Origin of the sequence: Streptomyces sp. OZ13 (assembly GCF_052068155.1) — a bacterium.
Lineage (GTDB): Bacteria > Actinomycetota > Actinomycetes > Streptomycetales > Streptomycetaceae > Streptomyces.
This window is the reverse complement of sequence record NZ_JBQHCZ010000017.1, coordinates 1-16,553: the sequence shown is the minus strand read 5'-3', so window position 1 is coordinate 16,553 and position 16,553 is coordinate 1. Positions and strand designations below refer to the sequence as shown.

At 70.8% G+C, this 16,553-nt stretch carries 14 protein-coding genes; 8 read left to right on the top strand and 6 right to left on the bottom strand.

Annotated elements, in window-relative coordinates; genetic code table 11:
* Nucleotides 1-30: 30 nt before the first annotated feature.
* From ACTMTU_RS29415 to ACTMTU_RS29395, 5 genes are all read left to right on the top strand, one after another.
* Nucleotides 31-732: a histidine phosphatase family protein gene (locus tag ACTMTU_RS29415; RefSeq protein WP_441266470.1), complete on the top strand. Its 702-nt coding sequence runs from the start codon at nucleotides 31-33 to the stop codon at nucleotides 730-732.
* A gap of 91 nt (nucleotides 733-823) precedes the next feature.
* Complete coding sequence (locus ACTMTU_RS29410; RefSeq protein WP_441266469.1) at nucleotides 824-1,414, top strand: DUF3090 domain-containing protein; 591 nt, start codon at nucleotides 824-826, stop codon at nucleotides 1,412-1,414.
* Nucleotides 1,378-2,205, top strand: coding sequence for an SCO1664 family protein (locus ACTMTU_RS29405; RefSeq protein WP_441266468.1), 828 nt, complete (start codon nucleotides 1,378-1,380; stop codon nucleotides 2,203-2,205). The genes ACTMTU_RS29410 and ACTMTU_RS29405 overlap by 37 nt, the downstream gene beginning before the upstream one ends.
* Nucleotides 2,206-2,297: 92 nt before the next feature.
* Complete coding sequence (gene mshC, locus ACTMTU_RS29400; RefSeq protein WP_441266467.1) at nucleotides 2,298-3,527, top strand: cysteine--1-D-myo-inosityl 2-amino-2-deoxy-alpha-D-glucopyranoside ligase; 1,230 nt, start codon at nucleotides 2,298-2,300, stop codon at nucleotides 3,525-3,527.
* A gap of 154 nt (nucleotides 3,528-3,681) precedes the next feature.
* Nucleotides 3,682-4,641, top strand: coding sequence for an SMP-30/gluconolactonase/LRE family protein (locus tag ACTMTU_RS29395; protein WP_441266466.1), 960 nt, complete (start codon nucleotides 3,682-3,684; stop codon nucleotides 4,639-4,641).
* A gap of 88 nt (nucleotides 4,642-4,729) precedes the next feature.
* On the opposite strand, the gene ACTMTU_RS29390 is transcribed toward ACTMTU_RS29395, so the two are convergent.
* Nucleotides 4,730-5,887, bottom strand: coding sequence for a PAC2 family protein (locus ACTMTU_RS29390; RefSeq protein ID WP_441266465.1), 1,158 nt, complete (start codon nucleotides 5,885-5,887; stop codon nucleotides 4,730-4,732).
* Between the two features lie 256 nt (nucleotides 5,888-6,143).
* Here ACTMTU_RS29390 and ACTMTU_RS29385 point away from each other — a divergent pair, with 256 nt between their 5' ends.
* Nucleotides 6,144-7,463 carry an enolase C-terminal domain-like protein gene (locus ACTMTU_RS29385; RefSeq protein ID WP_441266464.1) on the top strand — a complete coding sequence of 440 codons (1,320 nt, stop codon included), beginning with the start codon at nucleotides 6,144-6,146 and terminating at the stop codon, nucleotides 7,461-7,463.
* A complete protein-coding gene (locus ACTMTU_RS29380) occupies nucleotides 7,460-8,239 on the top strand; it encodes an SDR family oxidoreductase (protein WP_441266463.1) in 780 nt (259 codons plus the stop codon). The genes ACTMTU_RS29385 and ACTMTU_RS29380 overlap by 4 nt, the downstream gene beginning before the upstream one ends.
* 142 nt (nucleotides 8,240-8,381) lie before the next feature.
* On the opposite strand, the gene ACTMTU_RS29375 is transcribed toward ACTMTU_RS29380, so the two are convergent.
* The 5 genes from ACTMTU_RS29375 to ACTMTU_RS29355 form a co-directional block, all read right to left on the bottom strand.
* Nucleotides 8,382-9,053 carry a FadR/GntR family transcriptional regulator gene (locus tag ACTMTU_RS29375; RefSeq protein ID WP_441266462.1) on the bottom strand — a complete coding sequence of 224 codons (672 nt, stop codon included), beginning with the start codon at nucleotides 9,051-9,053 and terminating at the stop codon, nucleotides 8,382-8,384.
* 112 nt (nucleotides 9,054-9,165) lie between these two features.
* Complete coding sequence (locus ACTMTU_RS29370) at nucleotides 9,166-10,791, bottom strand: FAD-dependent oxidoreductase (protein ID WP_441266461.1); 1,626 nt, start codon at nucleotides 10,789-10,791, stop codon at nucleotides 9,166-9,168.
* Nucleotides 10,792-10,803: 12 nt separating this feature from the next.
* Nucleotides 10,804-12,330, bottom strand: coding sequence for a glycerol kinase GlpK (gene glpK, locus ACTMTU_RS29365; protein WP_356639628.1), 1,527 nt, complete (start codon nucleotides 12,328-12,330; stop codon nucleotides 10,804-10,806).
* 52 nt (nucleotides 12,331-12,382) lie between these two features.
* Nucleotides 12,383-13,174, bottom strand: a complete 792-nt coding sequence (locus tag ACTMTU_RS29360) for an MIP/aquaporin family protein (protein ID WP_441266460.1) — start codon at nucleotides 13,172-13,174, stop codon at nucleotides 12,383-12,385.
* Between the two features lie 231 nt (nucleotides 13,175-13,405).
* Nucleotides 13,406-14,170 carry an IclR family transcriptional regulator gene (locus ACTMTU_RS29355; protein ID WP_441266459.1) on the bottom strand — a complete coding sequence of 255 codons (765 nt, stop codon included), beginning with the start codon at nucleotides 14,168-14,170 and terminating at the stop codon, nucleotides 13,406-13,408.
* Nucleotides 14,171-14,409: 239 nt separating this feature from the next.
* Here ACTMTU_RS29355 and ACTMTU_RS29350 point away from each other — a divergent pair.
* The coding region (locus tag ACTMTU_RS29350; protein WP_441266458.1) for a homocysteine S-methyltransferase family protein at nucleotides 14,410-16,553 on the top strand (2,144 nt) is incomplete at its 3' end.

Sequence of the window (16,553 nt, the reverse complement as noted above, 5' to 3'; positions counted from 1 at the left end):
CGGAAGCCCGGGGATCGTAGGCTGGCCCCCATGGCCACGCTGATCCTCGTACGCCACGGACGTTCCACCGCCAACACCGAGGGAGTGCTCGCGGGCTGGACACCGGGTGTCCGCCTCGACGAGCACGGAGCCGAACAGGCGGCCGCGCTGCCCGCACGACTGGCCGCGGTGCCGCTCGCGGCGGTGGTCTCCAGTCCGCTGGAGCGCTGTCGCGAGACGCTCGCGCCTCTGCTCGCGGCCCGCCCGGGGCTCGTCGCGGAGACCGACGAACGCATCGGGGAGTGCCTCTACGGCGAGTGGTCCGGCCGCAAGCTCAAGGAGCTCGCACAGGAGCCGCTGATGGAGGTCGTCCAGCACCATCCCTCCGCGGTGTCCTTCCCCGGCGGCGAGTCCATGCGCGCCATGCAGGCGCGCGCCGTCGACGCCGTCCGCGACTGGAACGCCCGGATCGACCAGGCGCACGGCGAGGGCGCGGCCTATCTGATGTGCTCGCACGGGGACATCATCAAGTCCCTCGTGGCGGACGCCCTTGGGATGCATCTCGACCTCTTCCAGCGGATCCACGTCGAGCCGTGCTCCGTCACCGCCATCCGCTACACCCGCAGCCGGCCGTTCCTGCTGCGCCTCGGCGACACCGGCGATCTCGGCTCCCTCGTGCCCCGCGCGGAGGGACCGGAGGAGAAGGGCGACAGCGGCGACGCGGTCGTCGGGGGCGGCGCGGGCGCATCGTGATCGCTCCGCGCAGTAGGGTGGACGCGCCGAAAAGCTGAAGTCCACCGGATGCCGAAACCCACCGATCCGACGATCCAAAGGGAGACAGAACGTGTCCCGTCAGGTGTTCCTCTACGACCCGCCGGACCGCTTCGTGGCCGGTACGGTCGGGCTGCCTGGCCGCCGTACGTTCTTCCTGCAGGCCTCGGCCGCAGGACGCGTGACCAGCGTCGCCCTGGAGAAGACTCAGGTGGCCGCCCTCGCGGAGCGGATCGACGAGCTGCTGGACGAAGTGGTCCGCCGCACCGGGGGAAACGCGCCCGTGCCGGCCGTCGCCCCGGCGGACGTGACCGACACCGCGCCGCTCGACAACCCGGTCGAGGAGGAGTTCCGCGTCGGCACGATGGCGCTGGCCTGGGACGGCGAGGAACAGCGCATGATCGTCGAGGCACAGGCGCTGGTGGAGCTCGAGGCCGAGTCCGAGGAGGACCTCGCGGAGGCCGAGGAGCGGCTGCTGCAGGACGAGGAGAACGGCCCGCCGATGCTGCGGGTCCGGCTCACCGGCGCACAGGCCAGGGCGTTCGCCAAACGCGCACTGGACGTGGTGAACGCCGGCCGGCCGCCGTGCCCGCTGTGCAGCCTGCCCCTCGATCCGGAAGGACACGTATGCCCGCGCCAGAACGGATACCGACGGGGCGCGTGAGCACCCCGGACGCGCTGACGCTGCTGGCCAAGGGCGAGTTGAGCGTACGCGGAAGGCTGCGCGAGGCGTCCAACGCGGTGCTGTACTGCGCGGTTTCGTACGAGGGCGAGGAAGCCCACTGCGTCTACAAACCCATCGCGGGCGAACGCCCGCTGTGGGATTTCCCCGACGGCACTCTGGCGCAGCGCGAGGTCGCCGCGTACGAGGTGTCGCAGGCGATCGGCTGGGATCTGGTGCCGCCCACGGTGCTGCGGGACGGCCCCTACGGCCAGGGCATGGTCCAGCTGTGGATCGAGACCGACCCGGAGGCCGCGCTGCTGGCGCTCGTCGAGGACGAGGAACCGGGGGAGGGCTGGAGGGCGGTCGGCTTCGCCGACGTGGGGGAGGGACGTACCGCGCTGCTCGTCCACGCCGACGACCCGCGCCTGCGCAGGCTCGCCGTCCTGGACGCCGTGATCAACAACGGGGACCGCAAGGGCGGGCACCTGCTGCCCACCGCCGACGGGACCCTCTACGCGATCGACCACGGAGTCACGTTCAACGTCGACGACAAGCTGCGCACCCTGCTGTGGGGATGGGCGGGGGAGCCGCTGCCCGCCGAGGCGGTCACGGCGCTCGCGACCCTGGCGACGGCCCTCGCCGACGGCGGGACGCTCGCCACCCGACTGGCGGAACTGCTCACTCCGGCCGAGGTGGCGGCCCTGAGCGGCCGGGTGGCGGCCCTCCTCCGGTCAGGCACCCATCCCGTGCCGTCGGGCGACTGGCCGGCGATCCCTTGGCCGCCCGTGTAGGCACAGCGTCCGCCGGACCGCAAGAGTGCCCAACCGGTCAAGATCAGTGATCCGGTTCGTATCCGGAACATGCGTCCGGTTACGCTCATGACATGCATGCCTGGCCCGCTTCTGAGGTCCCCGCCCTGCCCGGCAAGGGCCGCGACCTCCGGATCCACGACACCGCGACCGATGGTCTGGTGACCCTTGACCCCGGTCCCGTCGCCCGTATCTACGTCTGCGGCATCACACCGTACGACGCGACCCACATGGGTCACGCGGCGACCTACAACGCGTTCGACCTTGTGCAGCGCGTGTGGCTCGACACCAAGCGGCAGGTTCACTATGTCCAGAACGTCACGGACGTGGACGATCCTCTGCTGGAGCGTGCCAACCGCGACGGACACGACTGGACCGAGCTCGCGGAGCGCGAGACGGCTCTGTTCCGCGAGGACATGATCGCGCTGCGGATGCTTCCGCCGCGTCACTACATCGGCGCGGTCGAGGCGATTCCGGGCATCGTGCCACTCGTCGAACGCCTCCGTGACGCAGGCGCCGCCTACGAGCTGGAAGGCGACGTCTACTTCTCCGTCGAGTCCGACCCGCACTTCGGCGAGGTGTCCCGGCTCGACGCGGAGGCGATGCGGCTGCTGTCCGCGGAGCGCGGCGGCGACCCCGAGCGTCCCGGCAAGAAGAACCCGCTCGACCCGATGCTGTGGATGGCGGCCCGCGAGGGCGAGCCGAGCTGGGACGGCGGCTCGCTCGGCCGAGGCCGGCCCGGCTGGCACATCGAGTGCGTCGCCATCGCGCTGGACCACCTCGGCATGGGCTTCGACGTCCAGGGCGGCGGCTCCGATCTCGCCTTCCCGCACCACGAGATGGGCGCCTCGCACGCCCAGGCGCTCACGGGCGAGCACCCCTTCGCCAAGGCGTACGTCCACGCGGGCATGGTCGCCCTCGACGGCGCGAAGATGTCGAAGTCCAAGGGCAACCTGGTCTTCGTATCCAAGCTGCGCCGCGACGGCGTGGACCCCGCCGCCATACGGCTCGCGCTGCTCTCGCACCACTACCGGGCCGACTGGGAGTGGACCGACGCGGTGCTCCAGGAAGCGGTCGAGCGTGTAGGGCGCTGGCGTGCCGCCGTCTCCCGCCCCGACGGACCGTCCGCCGACGCTCTGGTGGAGGAGATCCGCGCGGCCCTCGCCGACGATCTCGACGCCCCGTCGGCGCTCGCCGCCGTGGACCGCTGGGCGGCGCTCCAGCAGGCCGAGGGCGGCACCGACGAGGGCGCGCCGGGGCTGGTGTCCCGGGCGGTCGACGCCCTGCTGGGCGTGGCGCTCTAGGCACGTTCTGGACTCCCGCCGGTCGCCGTCGACGCGCCCGGGCGGGAGTCAGTTCCTCCGCTTGCACGATCTCGCGGCGCGTGCGCCGGGCGTGTGGTGAGGTGACGGAACAGGCCCTCGGGCCATCCGTCCACCATTGCCGGAAGGACACACCGTGGAACGTGTCTTCGCACGCAGAGACGTACTCGGCGCGGCAGCGGCCATCGGCGCGGCCGCGCTTCTCGGGCCCGCCGCCGGTGCGGCCCGCGCCGCGTCGCCGGGCAGCCGGCCGACCCTCATCCCCCTGCCGAACGGCTTCCAGCCGGAGGGCATCACCATCGGCCGCAGCCCCTACGCCTGGTTCGGCTCGATCGCCGACGGCGACGTCTACCGCGCGAGCCTGGCCACCGGACGCGGCCGGGTGGTCGTCGAAGGGCTGGGTGCCGGACGCTCCGTCATCGGGCTGAAGATCGACCGCCAGGAGCGGCGGCTGTTCCTCTCCGGTGGCTTCAGCCGGGAGATCAGGATCGCCGATGCGCGCTCGGGAAAGATCCTAAGACTCTTCACCGTCGGCGCGGAGGGCTCGATGGTGAACGACGTCGTGCTGACGCCGGAGGCGGCGTGGTTCACCGACTCCTTCCGACCCGAGCTCTACCGGCTCGAGTTGGACCGGCACGGCGAACCGGCGCGCGAGGTGGCCACCGTGGCACTGGGCGGTGAGTGGGAGCAGGGAACGGACTTCACCGCCAACGGGATCGCGCGGACACCCGACGGCAGCGCCCTGCTGGTGGTCAACACCGTGGTGGAGGGCGGCTCCCTGATGCGGGTGGACCCGCGCGACGGTACCGCCCGCCGGGTCGACCTCGGGGACCTCGCCATCCCGTTCGGTGACGGCCTCCTGCTGCTCGGCCGTCATCTCTACATCGTGCAGCAGCAGTTGAACCAGGTCGACGTCGTGCGGCTGAATGCCGCGGGCACCCGGGGCACGCCGATCGCCCGGATCACCGACCCGCGTTTCCGGATCCCCACCACGGCGGCCGCCTGGGGCGACCGGATCTACCTGCCCAACGCGCGCTTCGACGTGCCGCCCACGCCCGACACCGAGTACGACGCGGTGGCGGTCGACCGGGTGTGAGCGACCGGGTGGTGTGAGGGACGAGGAGCGGGGTGGCGCCGGTCTGCCCGGTGCCACCCCGCTCCGTACCGCTCGGTCCCCCTACCGACTACGACTCCGGCCGCTCGCCGCCGCCTTCGCCCTCATCGCGGTCGCTACGGTTTCCGCCTTCGCCCTCGTCACGGTCGTTCCGACCGCCGTCGGCCTGCTCGCCGGCCGGGCCGCCGGTCCCCTCGTCGCCCGCCGGGGGCCCGTCCTGCTCCTCGTCGCCGCCGGACCCGCTCGTGCCGCCGGAGCGGTCCGCGTCCGTCGGGGAACCGGACTCCGGTTCGGGGCGCGGCGGCATCGGCGGCTTGGGGCGCCCGCCCGCCGGGTCGCGCAGATAGGTGCCCTCGCCGCCGTCCGTCGCGTGACCGCCGGGACCTCCGCTGTCGCGCCGGCGCAGATACCGCTCGAACTCGCGGGCGATGGCTTCGCCCGAGGCCTCCGGCAGCTCCGCGGTGTCGCGCGCCTCCTCCAGCGTCTGGACGTACTCGGCCACCTCGCTGTCCTCCGCGGCCAGTTGGTCGACGCCGAGCTGCCAGGCCCGGGCGTCTTCGGCCAGCTCACCCAGCGGAATGCGGAGGCCGATGAGGTCCTCCAGCCGGTTGAGCAGCGCGAGCGTCGCCTTCGGGTTGGGCGGCTGTGAGACGTAGTGCGGGACAGCGGCCCACAGGCTCACCGCAGGCACACCGGCATGGGTGCAGGCCTCCTGGAGGATGCCGACGATTCCGGTCGGCCCCTCGTACCGGGTCTCCTCGAGATCCATCGTTCTCGCCAGGTCCGCGTCGGACGTGATCCCGCTGACCGGTACCGGCCTGGTGTGCGGGGTGTCGCCGAGCAGCGCGCCCAGGATCACCACCATCTCCACGCCCAGTTCATGGGCGAAGCCCAGGATCTCGTTGCAGAACGAACGCCAGCGCATGGAGGGTTCGATACCGCGGACCAGCACGAGGTCCCTGGGTTTGTCGCCGCCGACGCGGACCACGGAGAGCCGGGTGGTCGGCCAGGTGATCTTGCGTACCCCGCCGTCCAGCCACACCGTGGGCCGGTTGACCTGGAAGTCGTAGTAGTCCTCGGCGTCGAGCGCCGCGAACACCTCGCCCTTCCATTCCCGGTCCAGGTGAGCGACCGCGGTGGAGGCGGCGTCGCCGGCGTCGTTCCAGCCCTCGAACGCGGCCACCATGACCGGGTCGATCAGCTCGGGCATCCCCTCGAGCTCGATCACCCAGTGCCTCCTTCCGAAGTTCCCTTTCTTACGCCCCAACCTTACGGCTTTCCGCAGCCCTCCCCGCAGCCCCCGTGCACGGCCGGGTGAACGTGGTAGGCGTCGGGCATACGGCGACCACGGAGCAGCGTGACGGCGGATTCATCCGAGCTGTGCGGGGTGAAATTCGACGAATCGCTGGACCGAGGAGAGTGGGCGGCGCTATACATCGGATGTCCAGGAGAGATCCGATGTTCATCTCACCGGGGGTGCGTGCATGAGTCAGACCGTCACGGAGTTCGAGGTCCACGACATCCGCTTCCCCACGTCGCAGCAGCTCGACGGCTCCGACGCCATGAACCCGGACCCGGACTACTCCGCCGCCTACCTCGTGCTGCGCGCCGACGACGGGAGCGAGGGCCACGGCTTCTGCTTCACCATCGGCCGCGGCAACGACATCGTCGCCGCCGCGATCGAGGCGCTGCGTCCCTACGTCGTGGGCCGTCCCGCCCCCATCCGCGCCGCGGACCTCGCCGCACTTCACCACGACCTCACGCATGACTCCCAACTGCGCTGGCTCGGACCGGAGAAGGGCGTCATCCACATGGCGGCCGGCGCCGTCGTCAACGCCGCGTGGGACATGGCGGCCACCCGGGCAGGCAGACCGGTATGGGAGTTCCTTGCCGCCATGACCCCGGAAGAACTCGTCTCACTGGTCGACTTCCGTTACCTGACGGACGCGCTCACCAGACAGGAGGCTCTCGCCATCCTGCGCGCCGCGGAGCCGGGCAGAGCGGAGCGGGCCGCGCTGCTGAGGGAACGGGGCTACCCCGCGTACACCACCTCGCCCGGGTGGCTCGGCTACTCCGACGAGAAGCTCGTCCGGCTCGCGGAGGAGGCCGTCGCCGACGGATTCCGGCAGATCAAGCTGAAGGTCGGCCTGGACATCGACGACGACATCCGGCGGATGAACCTCGCCCGCGCCGCCGTAGGCCCCTCCGTGCGCATCGCCCTCGACGCCAACCAGCGCTGGGACGTCGCGGAAGCCGTGCGCTGGATGACCGCGCTGGCGCCGTACGAACCGCACTGGATCGAGGAACCCACCAGCCCCGACGACGTACTCGGCCACGCCGCCGTCCGTGCGGGCCAGCCCGTGAAGGTCGCCACCGGCGAACACACCGCCAACCGCGTCGTGTTCAAACAGCTTCTCCAGGCCCAGGCCGTCGACTTCGTCCAGATCGACGCCGCACGGGTCGCCGGCGTCAACGAGAACATCGCCATCCTGCTGCTCGCCGCCAAGTACGGCGTCCCCGTCTGCCCGCACGCCGGCGGCGTGGGGCTGTGCGAACTCGTCCAGCATCTCGCCATGTTCGACTTCGTCGCCGTCTCCGGCAGTTGGGACGACCGCGTCATCGAGTACGTGGACCACCTCCACGAACACTTCGCGGACCCGGCCGTGATCGTGGACGGCCGTTACGCGGCACCGGACGCGCCGGGCTTCTCCGCCCGGATGCTCCCCGGTTCGATCGCCGCCCACAGCTGTCGGAACGGGCCCGTCCGGCAGGCTCGGCCCACCGCCGAGGAGGCAGGCTCATGACCGGATCAAAGGACTTCGAGGGCATGGCGGCACTGGTCACCGGCGGCGCCTCCGGCATCGGGGCCGCCGTCGCCGCGCTGCTCCTCGCCCGCGGGGCACGTGTCGCCGTCCTGGACCGGGAGACCCGGGGAGCGCCGGCGGGCACGCTCGCACTCCGGGCCGACGTCACCGACGACGCCGCCGTGGCCGCCGCCGTGGACGCGGCCGCCGCCGAGTTCGGTGTGCTGCACACCGTGGTCTCCAACGCGGGCGTCGGCGCGATCGGCACCGTGGCCGACAACGACGACGACGAATGGCGGCGAGTCCTCGACACCAACGTCATCGGGATGGTCCGGGTCGCCCGCCACGCCCTGCCGCATCTGCGCCGCACGGCGACGGCCGCGGCGTCCGGATCCGTCTCCCTCACCCACACCTGCTCCATCGCAGCCACGGCCGGCCTGCCCCAGCGCGCCCTCTACAGCGCGAGCAAGGGCGCGGTCCTCTCGCTGACCCTCGCGATGGCGGCCGACCACGTCCGGGAGGGCATCCGCGTCAACTGCGTCAACCCCGGCACCGCGGACACGCCGTGGGTCGCCCGCCTGCTGGACCGGGCGGAGGACCCCGTCGCCGAGCGTGCCGCCCTCGAGGCCCGCCAGCCGACGGGGCGGCTCGTCCGGGCCGACGAGGTGGCCGCGGCGGTCGCGTACCTCGCGAGTCCGGCGGCTGCGGCGGTGACGGGAACCGCTCTCGCGGTCGACGGCGGGATGCAGGGCCTGCGCCTCCGGGCCCCGCGGTAGCCCCGACCCTGCGCGGTCGGGGCTACCGCGGGGCCGAATGCAGCCCGTCCGGCGTTTGAGGACACCGCGCGAAGCGCGGTACCGGGTCCGGGCGGAGCCCGGTTCGGGAAGGGGCGGGTAGGGGAGAAGCCCGCCGCAGGCGCTACAGCGTCGCGCGGAGCCACTGCTCCACGCTTGCCACGTGCACCGTCGCCCACGCCCCCGCCGCCTCCCCGTCGCGGTCCCGCAGCGCCGCCAGGATCGCGCGGTGCTCGTGGAGGGTGCGGCTGACCGCGTCCTCCTGGGTCAGACCGCGCCAGACGCGGGCCCGGGTCGTGGGGCCCGACAGGCCGTCCAGGAGGGAGCAGAGCACCGAGTTGCCGGCGGCCCCGACGATGCGGCGGTGGAAGTCCAGGTCCGCCGCGACGAGTTCCTCGACCGACGGGTCGGTCCCCAGCGCGTCGAGCTGGGCGGTCAGCGCGTCGAGTTCGGCTTCGGGGATGCGGCTCGCGGCCATCGCGGTGGCCGCCGGTTCCAGGATGCGGCGTACCGCGAGGAACTCCAGCACCGTGTCGTCCCGGTGGAAGTCGACGACGAAACTCAGCGCCTCGAGGAGCAGTTGGGGGTCGAGGCTCGTGACGTAGGTGCCGTCGCCCTGCCGTACGTCGAGGATGCGGATCAGGGAGAGCGCCCGTACCGCCTCGCGCAGCGAGTTGCGCGACAGGCCCAGTTCGGCGGCGAGTTCGCTCTCCTTGGGCAGCCGGTCGCCGGGGCGGAGCGCGCCGGAGACGATCATCCCTTTGATCTTCTCGATGGCCTCGTCGGTCACGGCCATGACGTCGCCCCCATCGTCCACATCACTCACCAGACATCGGAGGTCTGAGCGTACAACGAGGGCGACTCCCCCGGAGTCGCCCTCGTTGGGCCTGTCCGCCCGTCCGGTCAGCTCACCGGTCGCGCAGCACGTCCTCGACCCTGTTGCGGACGTCGTCCGTCGCCAGGCCGCGGATGGTCAGCGTGGTACGGCGGCGCAGCACGTCGTCCGCCGTCTCGGCCCACTCGTGGTCGCGCGCGTACACGACCTGCGCCCAGATCTCCGGCGCGTCCGGGTGGATACGCTCGGCCAGCGCGGGGTCCTCGTTCGCCAGGCGGGCGATGTCGAACGCAAGCGACCCGTAGTGGGTGGCGAGGTGCCGGGCGGTGTCGGCCGCCATCCGCGGGCCGGGCATCCCGCCGTCGACCAAGAGCCGGTGGGCGACCGCGTTGGGGTTGGCGATGCCGGGCAGCGGCAGCTTCTTCGGCAGGTGCGCGAGCGGCTCCATGTCCTCGGCGAGCGGGCGGCCCGGCAGGGTCGCCAGCTTGTTCATCACCGTGCGGCCGATGTGGCGGAACGTCGTCCACTTGCCGCCGGCCACCGACAGCATCCCGCCGCGCCCCTCGGTGACGACCGTCTCCCGCTTGGCCTTGGAGGTGTCTCCGGGGCCGCCCGGCAGCACGCGCAGACCGGCGAAGGAGTAGGTGATCAGGTCGCGTGAGAGCTGCTGGTCACGGATGGAGAACGCGGCCTCGTCGAGGATCTGCGTGACGTCCTTGTCGTTGACGGCGACGTCGGACGGGTCGCCCTCGTACTCCTCGTCGGTGGTGCCGAGCAGCAGCATGTCCTCCCAGGGCAGGGCGAACGTGATGCGGTACTTGTCGATCGGGGTGGCGAGCGCGGCCCGCCACGGGGAGGTGCGCTTCAGCACCAGGTGCGCGCCCTTGGAGAGGCGGATGGACGGGGCCGCCTCCGGGTCCTCCATCCGGCGCAGATGGTCGACCCACGGTCCGGTGGCGTTCAGCACCAGCCGCGCGGTGACGCCGAACTCGGTGCCGTCGGTGCGGTCCTTCAGCTCCGCGCCGGTGACCCGGCCCCGGGTGAAACGCAGTCCGGTGACCTCGGCGTGGTTGAGGACGGTGGCGCCCGACTCGGCGGCCGCGCGGACCGTCATGAGCGCCATACGGGAGTCGTTCATCTGGTCGTCGCCGTAGACGGCGACGGCCTTCAGGTTCTCCGTACGCAGCTCCGGCACGTCCCGCTGTGCCTTCGCCGCCGATATGACGTGGCCGACGCCGTCACCGAACGCGGAGAGCGCGGAGTAGGCGAAGACGCCCGCGCCGAGCTTTGCCGCGCCGTGCGGACCACCCTTGTAGACGGGCAGGTAGAACGTGAGCGGATTGGCCAGGTGGGGGGCCACCTGGCGGGAGACCGCGCGCCGCTCGAAGTGGTTCTCCGCGACCAGCTTCACCGCACCGGTCTGCAGGTAGCGCAGGCCGCCGTGGAGAAGCTTGGAGGAGGCGGAGGAGGTGGCGCCGGCGAAGTCGCCGGCGTCCACCAGGGCCACCCGCAGCCCGGACTGCGCGGCGTGCCAGGCGGTGGAGATGCCCAGGATGCCGCCGCCGATCACCAGGAGGTCGTACGTCGCCTTGGAAAGCTGCTCCCGAGTCTCGGCGCGGCCCGCTGCTTTGAGGGAAGACACAGCCGAGCCGGAGGCCGGGTGCGTCCCGGGGGAGGGGACGCTCTGCAGGGTGGTCATTCTTGCTCCTCGTCAGTTTTCCTCGTCGAGCCAGCCCATGGTCCGCTCCACGGCCTTGAGCCAGCTCTTGTACTCGCTGTCACGCTTGTCAGCGTCCATGCGGGGGGTCCACTCGGCGGCCCTGCGCCAGTTGGCACGCAGCGCGTCGGTGTCCGGCCAGAAGCCGACGGCCAGGCCGGCGGCGTAGGCGGCGCCGAGGCAGGTCGTCTCAGCGACCATCGGGCGCACCACGGGGGCGTCCAGGAAGTCCGAGAGGGTCTGCATCAGCAGGTTGTTGGAGGTCATGCCGCCGTCGACCTTGAGCGCGGTCAGTTCGACGCCGGAGTCCTTCGTCATGGCGTCGGTGATCTCACGGGTCTGCCAGGCGGTGGCCTCGAGAACGGCGCGCGCGATGTGCGCCTTGGTGACGTACCGGGTCAGGCCGGCGATCACACCGCGGGCGTCGGAGCGCCAGTACGGGGCGAACAGACCGGAGAAGGCCGGCACGAAGTAGGCGCCGCCGTTGTCCTCCACGGAGGAGGCGAGGGTCTCGATCTCGGCGGCGGAGTTGATAAGGCCCATCTGGTCGCGCATCCACTGCACCAGCGAACCGGTGACAGCGATCGAGCCCTCGAGGGCGTAGACCGCCTTCTGGTCGCCGATGCGGTAGCCGACGGTGGTCAGCAGGCCGTTGTAGGAATTGACGGGCTCGTCACCGGTGTTCATCAGCATGAAGGTGCCGGTGCCGTACGTGGACTTGGCCTCGCCCTTCGAGTAGCAGGTCTGGCCGAACAGGGCCGCCTGCTGGTCGCCGAGCGCGGAGGCGACGGGGATGCCGTCGAGCGCGCCGCCCTTGGCGAGGCCGTAGACCTCGGCGGAGGACCGGATCTCCGGCAGGATCGCCGCCGGGACCTCCATGGACTGAAGGATCTTGTCGTCCCACTCCATGGTGTGCAGGTTCATCAGCATGGTGCGGGAGGCATTGGTGACGTCGGTGACGTGGACGCCGCCGTCGACTCCGCCGGTCAGGTTCCAGATGACCCAGGAGTCCATGGTGCCGAAGAGGATGTCACCGCGTTCGGCGCGCTCGCGCAGGCCCTCGACGTTGTCGAGCAGCCAGCGGGCCTTCGGACCGGCGAAGTAGGAGGCCAGCGGCAGGCCCGTCTCACGGCGGAAACGGTCCTGTCCGACGTTGCGGCCGAGCTCCTTGCAGAGGGCGTCGGTGCGGGTGTCCTGCCAGACGATGGCGTTGTGGACGGGCTCGCCGGTGTTCTTGTCCCACAGCAGCGTCGTCTCGCGCTGGTTGGTGATGCCGATGGCCTTGACGTCGGCGGAGGTGATGCCGGCCTTCTCGATGGCTCCGGCGACGACCTCCTGGACGTTGGTCCAGATCTCGGCGGCGTCGTGCTCCACCCAGCCCGGCTTCGGGAAGATCTGCTCGTGCTCCTTCTGGTCGACGGAGACGATCCGGCCGTCCTTGTCGAAGACGATGCAGCGGCTGGAGGTGGTGCCCTGGTCGATGGCCGCGATGAACGGGCCGGTGGTGTGTGCGTCGGTCACGGTCTGCTCCTGCTCAGGTATCGGTGGATACGGCTCGTGCTGCTGATACGGCTCAGGCGAACGCGATGTTGTAGATACCCGCTGCGACGGCCGCACCGATCAGCGGACCGGCGACGGGTATCCAGGCGTAGCTCCAGTCGGAGCCGCCCTTGTTCGGCAGCGGGAGCAGCGCGTGCACGATGCGCGGACCCAGGTCGCGGGCCGGGTTGATGGCGTAGCCGGTGGGGCCGCCGAGCGAGAGGCCGATGGCGACGACGACGAGGGCGACCATGAGTCCGCCGAGCGGGCCGAGGCCCTTTCCGCTGTCGTTGAGACCCTGCGTGAGCACCGCCAGGACCAGCACGATCGTGCCGATGATCTCGGTGGCGAGGTTCTGCCAGACGTTGCGGATCTCGGGGCCGGTGGAGAAGACACCGAGGACCGGGCCGGCCTTGGCGGCGGCCCCGTCGTGCGGACCCTCGATCGCCTTGTCGGCGGGGTCGCCCACGATCTCGGGGTCGGTGAGGTGCGCGTGGAACTGGCCGTAGTAGGCGAGCCAGACCAGGGCGGCGCCGATCATGGCGCCGAGGAGCTGGCCTGCGACGTAGACGGGGACGTTGCCCCAGTCGTTGTCCTTGATCGCGATGCCGAGCGTGACGGCGGGGTTGAGGTGTGCACCGGAGAGCGCGCCGGTCATGTACACCGCGGTCAGTACCGCGAAGCCCCACCCGAGGGTGATGGCCAGCCAGCCGGCGTTCTGGGCCTTCGAGCGCTTGAGCACTACGGCGGCGACGACGCCGCCACCGAGCAGGATGAGTACGGCGGTACCGATGATCTCGCCGATGAAGATGTCGGAGTTGGACACCCGCGACTCCTTTGTCCTTCGTCCAGGGGGAAGGCGAACCCCGGGTCCCTCCGGTGGTCCGCGCCCTCAGTGAGGGCGTTTCCGGCCTGGCGTTGTCACACTCTAGCGCGTATTGCCGTTAGGTGTTCGACAATGCCGACCGATGAACGGCAGTTTTGCCCCCCGGTAAACATGGCGTCAAGGGTTGTGTGGCCGAAAACCGGATCGTTACCAGACGATGTGTTCGACGGGTCAGAAGCGCCCGGCGCCGAGGTCCCTGGAGACCGCGCGGGCGCAGTCCCGCACCGCCGCGACAAGCTCGGAACGCAGCTCTCCGTCGTCGCAGACCCGCTCCACGGCACCCGTGATGGCGATCGCCCCCACGGGCATCCGGCGCCGGTCGTGGATGGGGGCCGCCACGGCGGCCACGCCCTCCCACGTCTCCTCCACATCGGCGGCCCAGCCTCGCGCCCGGGTGTGGTCCAGCAGCGACTCGAAGTCCTCGATGTCGGTCACGGTCCGCGGCGTGAACGCCTTGCGGTTCACTTCCAGGGCCTCCGTGTGGGCCACCGGGTCGAAGGCGGACAGGACCTTGCCGAGAGCGGTGGAGTGCAGCGGCTGCATGGCTCCCACCTCGAGCACCTGCCGGCTGTCGTCGGGCCGGAAGACGTGGTGCACGATCAGCACACCGTGCTGGTGCAGCACGCCGAGGTGGACGCTCTCGCCGCTGGAGCGGGCCAGGTCGTCCGTCCAGACCAGGGCGCGGGCCCGCAGTTCGTGCACGTCCAGATAGCTGTTGCCGAGCCGCAGCAACTCGGCGCCCAGCTGGTAGCGGCCGGACGCGGCGTCCTGCTCGACGAATCCCTCCGCCTGAAGGGTCCGCAGGATGCCGTGGGCCGTACCCTTGGCCAGATCGAGCGACGACGCGATGTCCGACAGGCCCAGTCGGCGTTCTCCGCCCGCGAGCAGTCGCAGCATCGCCGCAGCCCGCTCCAGTGACTGGATGTTTTTCGCCATCGGATCGGCCCTTCTCCAACACGGTTCGACAATGCTGAACACTATCGGTCGATGCCGACCTTGGTCACGGCGGACCGAGTATCTCGCGGTGGAGGCCTTGCGAAAAGTCCGGAGACATGGCGTAGTCCGGCCCGTGGGACACCTCAGCCCCGCCGGGCCCACCCGGCTACTCTGGCTGGGTGCGCCTTCCCGCCGGTGGGCGCAAAGCCGACAGCCGTCGCATCCCAGGGAGCACATCCATGGCCTCGTTGCCGACCCCCTCCGCCGACAGCCGGACCCGTGTCCACGCTCTGCGCGAAGCGCTCGCCACCCGGGTGGTGGTGGCCGACGGCGCCATGGGCACGATGCTCCAGGCACAGGATCCGACACTCGAGGACTTCGAGAATCTCGAGGGCTGCAACGAGGTCCTCAACGTCACCCGCCCCGACATCGTGCGCTCCGTCCACGAGGCGTACTTCGAGGTCGGCGTCGACTGCGTGGAGACGAACACCTTCGGCGCCAACCACTCCGCCATGGGGGAGTACGACATCCCCGAGCGGGTCTACGAGCTCTCGGAGTCCGGTGCCCGGATCGCCCGCGAGGTGGCGGACGAGTTCACCGCATCGACCGGCCAGCAGCGGTGGGTACTGGGCTCGATCGGCCCCGGAACCAAGCTCCCGACCCTCGGGCACGCCCCCTACACCGTGCTCAGGGACGGATTCCAGCAGAACGCCGAGGGTCTGATCGCGGGCGGCGCGGACGCGCTCATCGTCGAGACGACCCAGGACCTGCTCCAGACCAAGGCCGCGATCCTCGGAGCCCGCCGCGCCATGGAGGCGACCGGCGCCGACCTTCCGCTCCTTTGTTCCCTCGCCTTCGAGACGACCGGCACGATGTTGCTGGGCTCCGAGATCGGCGCCGCGCTGACCGCGCTGGAGCCGCTCGGCGTCGACATGATCGGTCTGAACTGCTCAACCGGCCCGGAAGAGATGAGCGAGCATCTCCGCTATCTCACCCGCCACTCCCGTATCCCGTTGCTGTGCATGCCGAACGCCGGCCTTCCGGTGCTCACCAAGGACGGGGCGCACTTCCCGCTCGGTCCCGAGGGCCTGGCCTCGGCCCAGGAGCAGTTCGTCGCCGACTACGGCCTGTCCCTGGTGGGCGGCTGCTGCGGTACGACGCCCGAGCACCTGCGTCAGCTGGTGGAGCGGGTGCGGGGCGCGGAGCTGACGCCGCGTGACCCGCGTCCGGAGCCGGGCGCCGCCTCCCTCTATCAGTCGGTGCCGTTCCGGCAGGACACCGCTTATATGGCGATCGGTGAGCGGACGAACGCGAACGGGTCGAAGAAGTTCCGTGAGGCCATGCTCGAGGGCCGCTGGGACGACTGCGTGGAGATGGCCCGCGACCAGATCCGTGAGGGCGCGCACATGCTGGACCTGTGCGTCGACTACGTGGGCCGCGACGGCGTCGCGGACATGGAGGAGCTCGCCGGCCGGTTCGCGACCGCCTCGACGCTGCCGATCGTGCTGGACTCGACCGAGGTCGACGTCATCGAGGCGGGCCTGGAGAAGCTGGGCGGCCGTGCGGTCATCAACTCGGTGAACTACGAGGACGGCGACGGCCCCGACTCCCGCTTCGCGAGGGTGACCCGCCTGGCGCGGGAGCACGGCGCCGCGCTGATCGCGCTGACGATCGACGAGGAGGGCCAGGCCCGTTCGGTGGAGCACAAGGTCGCGGTCGCCGAGCGGCTGATCGCGGACCTGACCGGCAACTGGGGCATCCACGAGTCGGACATCCTCATCGACACGCTCACCTTCACCATCTGCACCGGGCAGGAGGAGTCCCGCAAGGACGGCCTCAACACCATCGAGGCGATCCGGGAACTGAAGAGGCGTCACCCGGACGTGCAGACCACGCTGGGCCTGTCGAACATCTCCTTCGGCCTGAACCCGGCCGCCCGTATCCTGCTCAACTCGGTCTTCCTGGACGAGTGCGTGAAGGCCGGCCTGGACTCGGCGATCGTGCACGCCTCGAAGATCCTGCCGATCGCCCGGTTCGACGAGGAGCAGGTCACCACGGCCCTGGACCTCATCTACGACCGGCGCAGCGAGGGGTACGACCCGCTCCAGAAGCTGATGGCGCTGTTCGAGGGCGCGACCACGAAGTCGCTGAAGGCGGGCAAGGCGGAGGAGCTGGCCGCGCTGCCGCTGGAGGAGCGCCTCAAGCGGCGCATCATCGACGGTGAGAAGAACGGTCTGGAGGCCGACCTCGACGAGGCCCTGAAGGACCGTCCGGCGCTGGACATCGTCAACGACACGCTGCTGGACGGCATGAAGGTCGTCGGCGAGCTGTTCGGCTCCGGGCAGATGCAGCTGCCGTTCGTGCTCCAGTCCGCCGAGGTGAT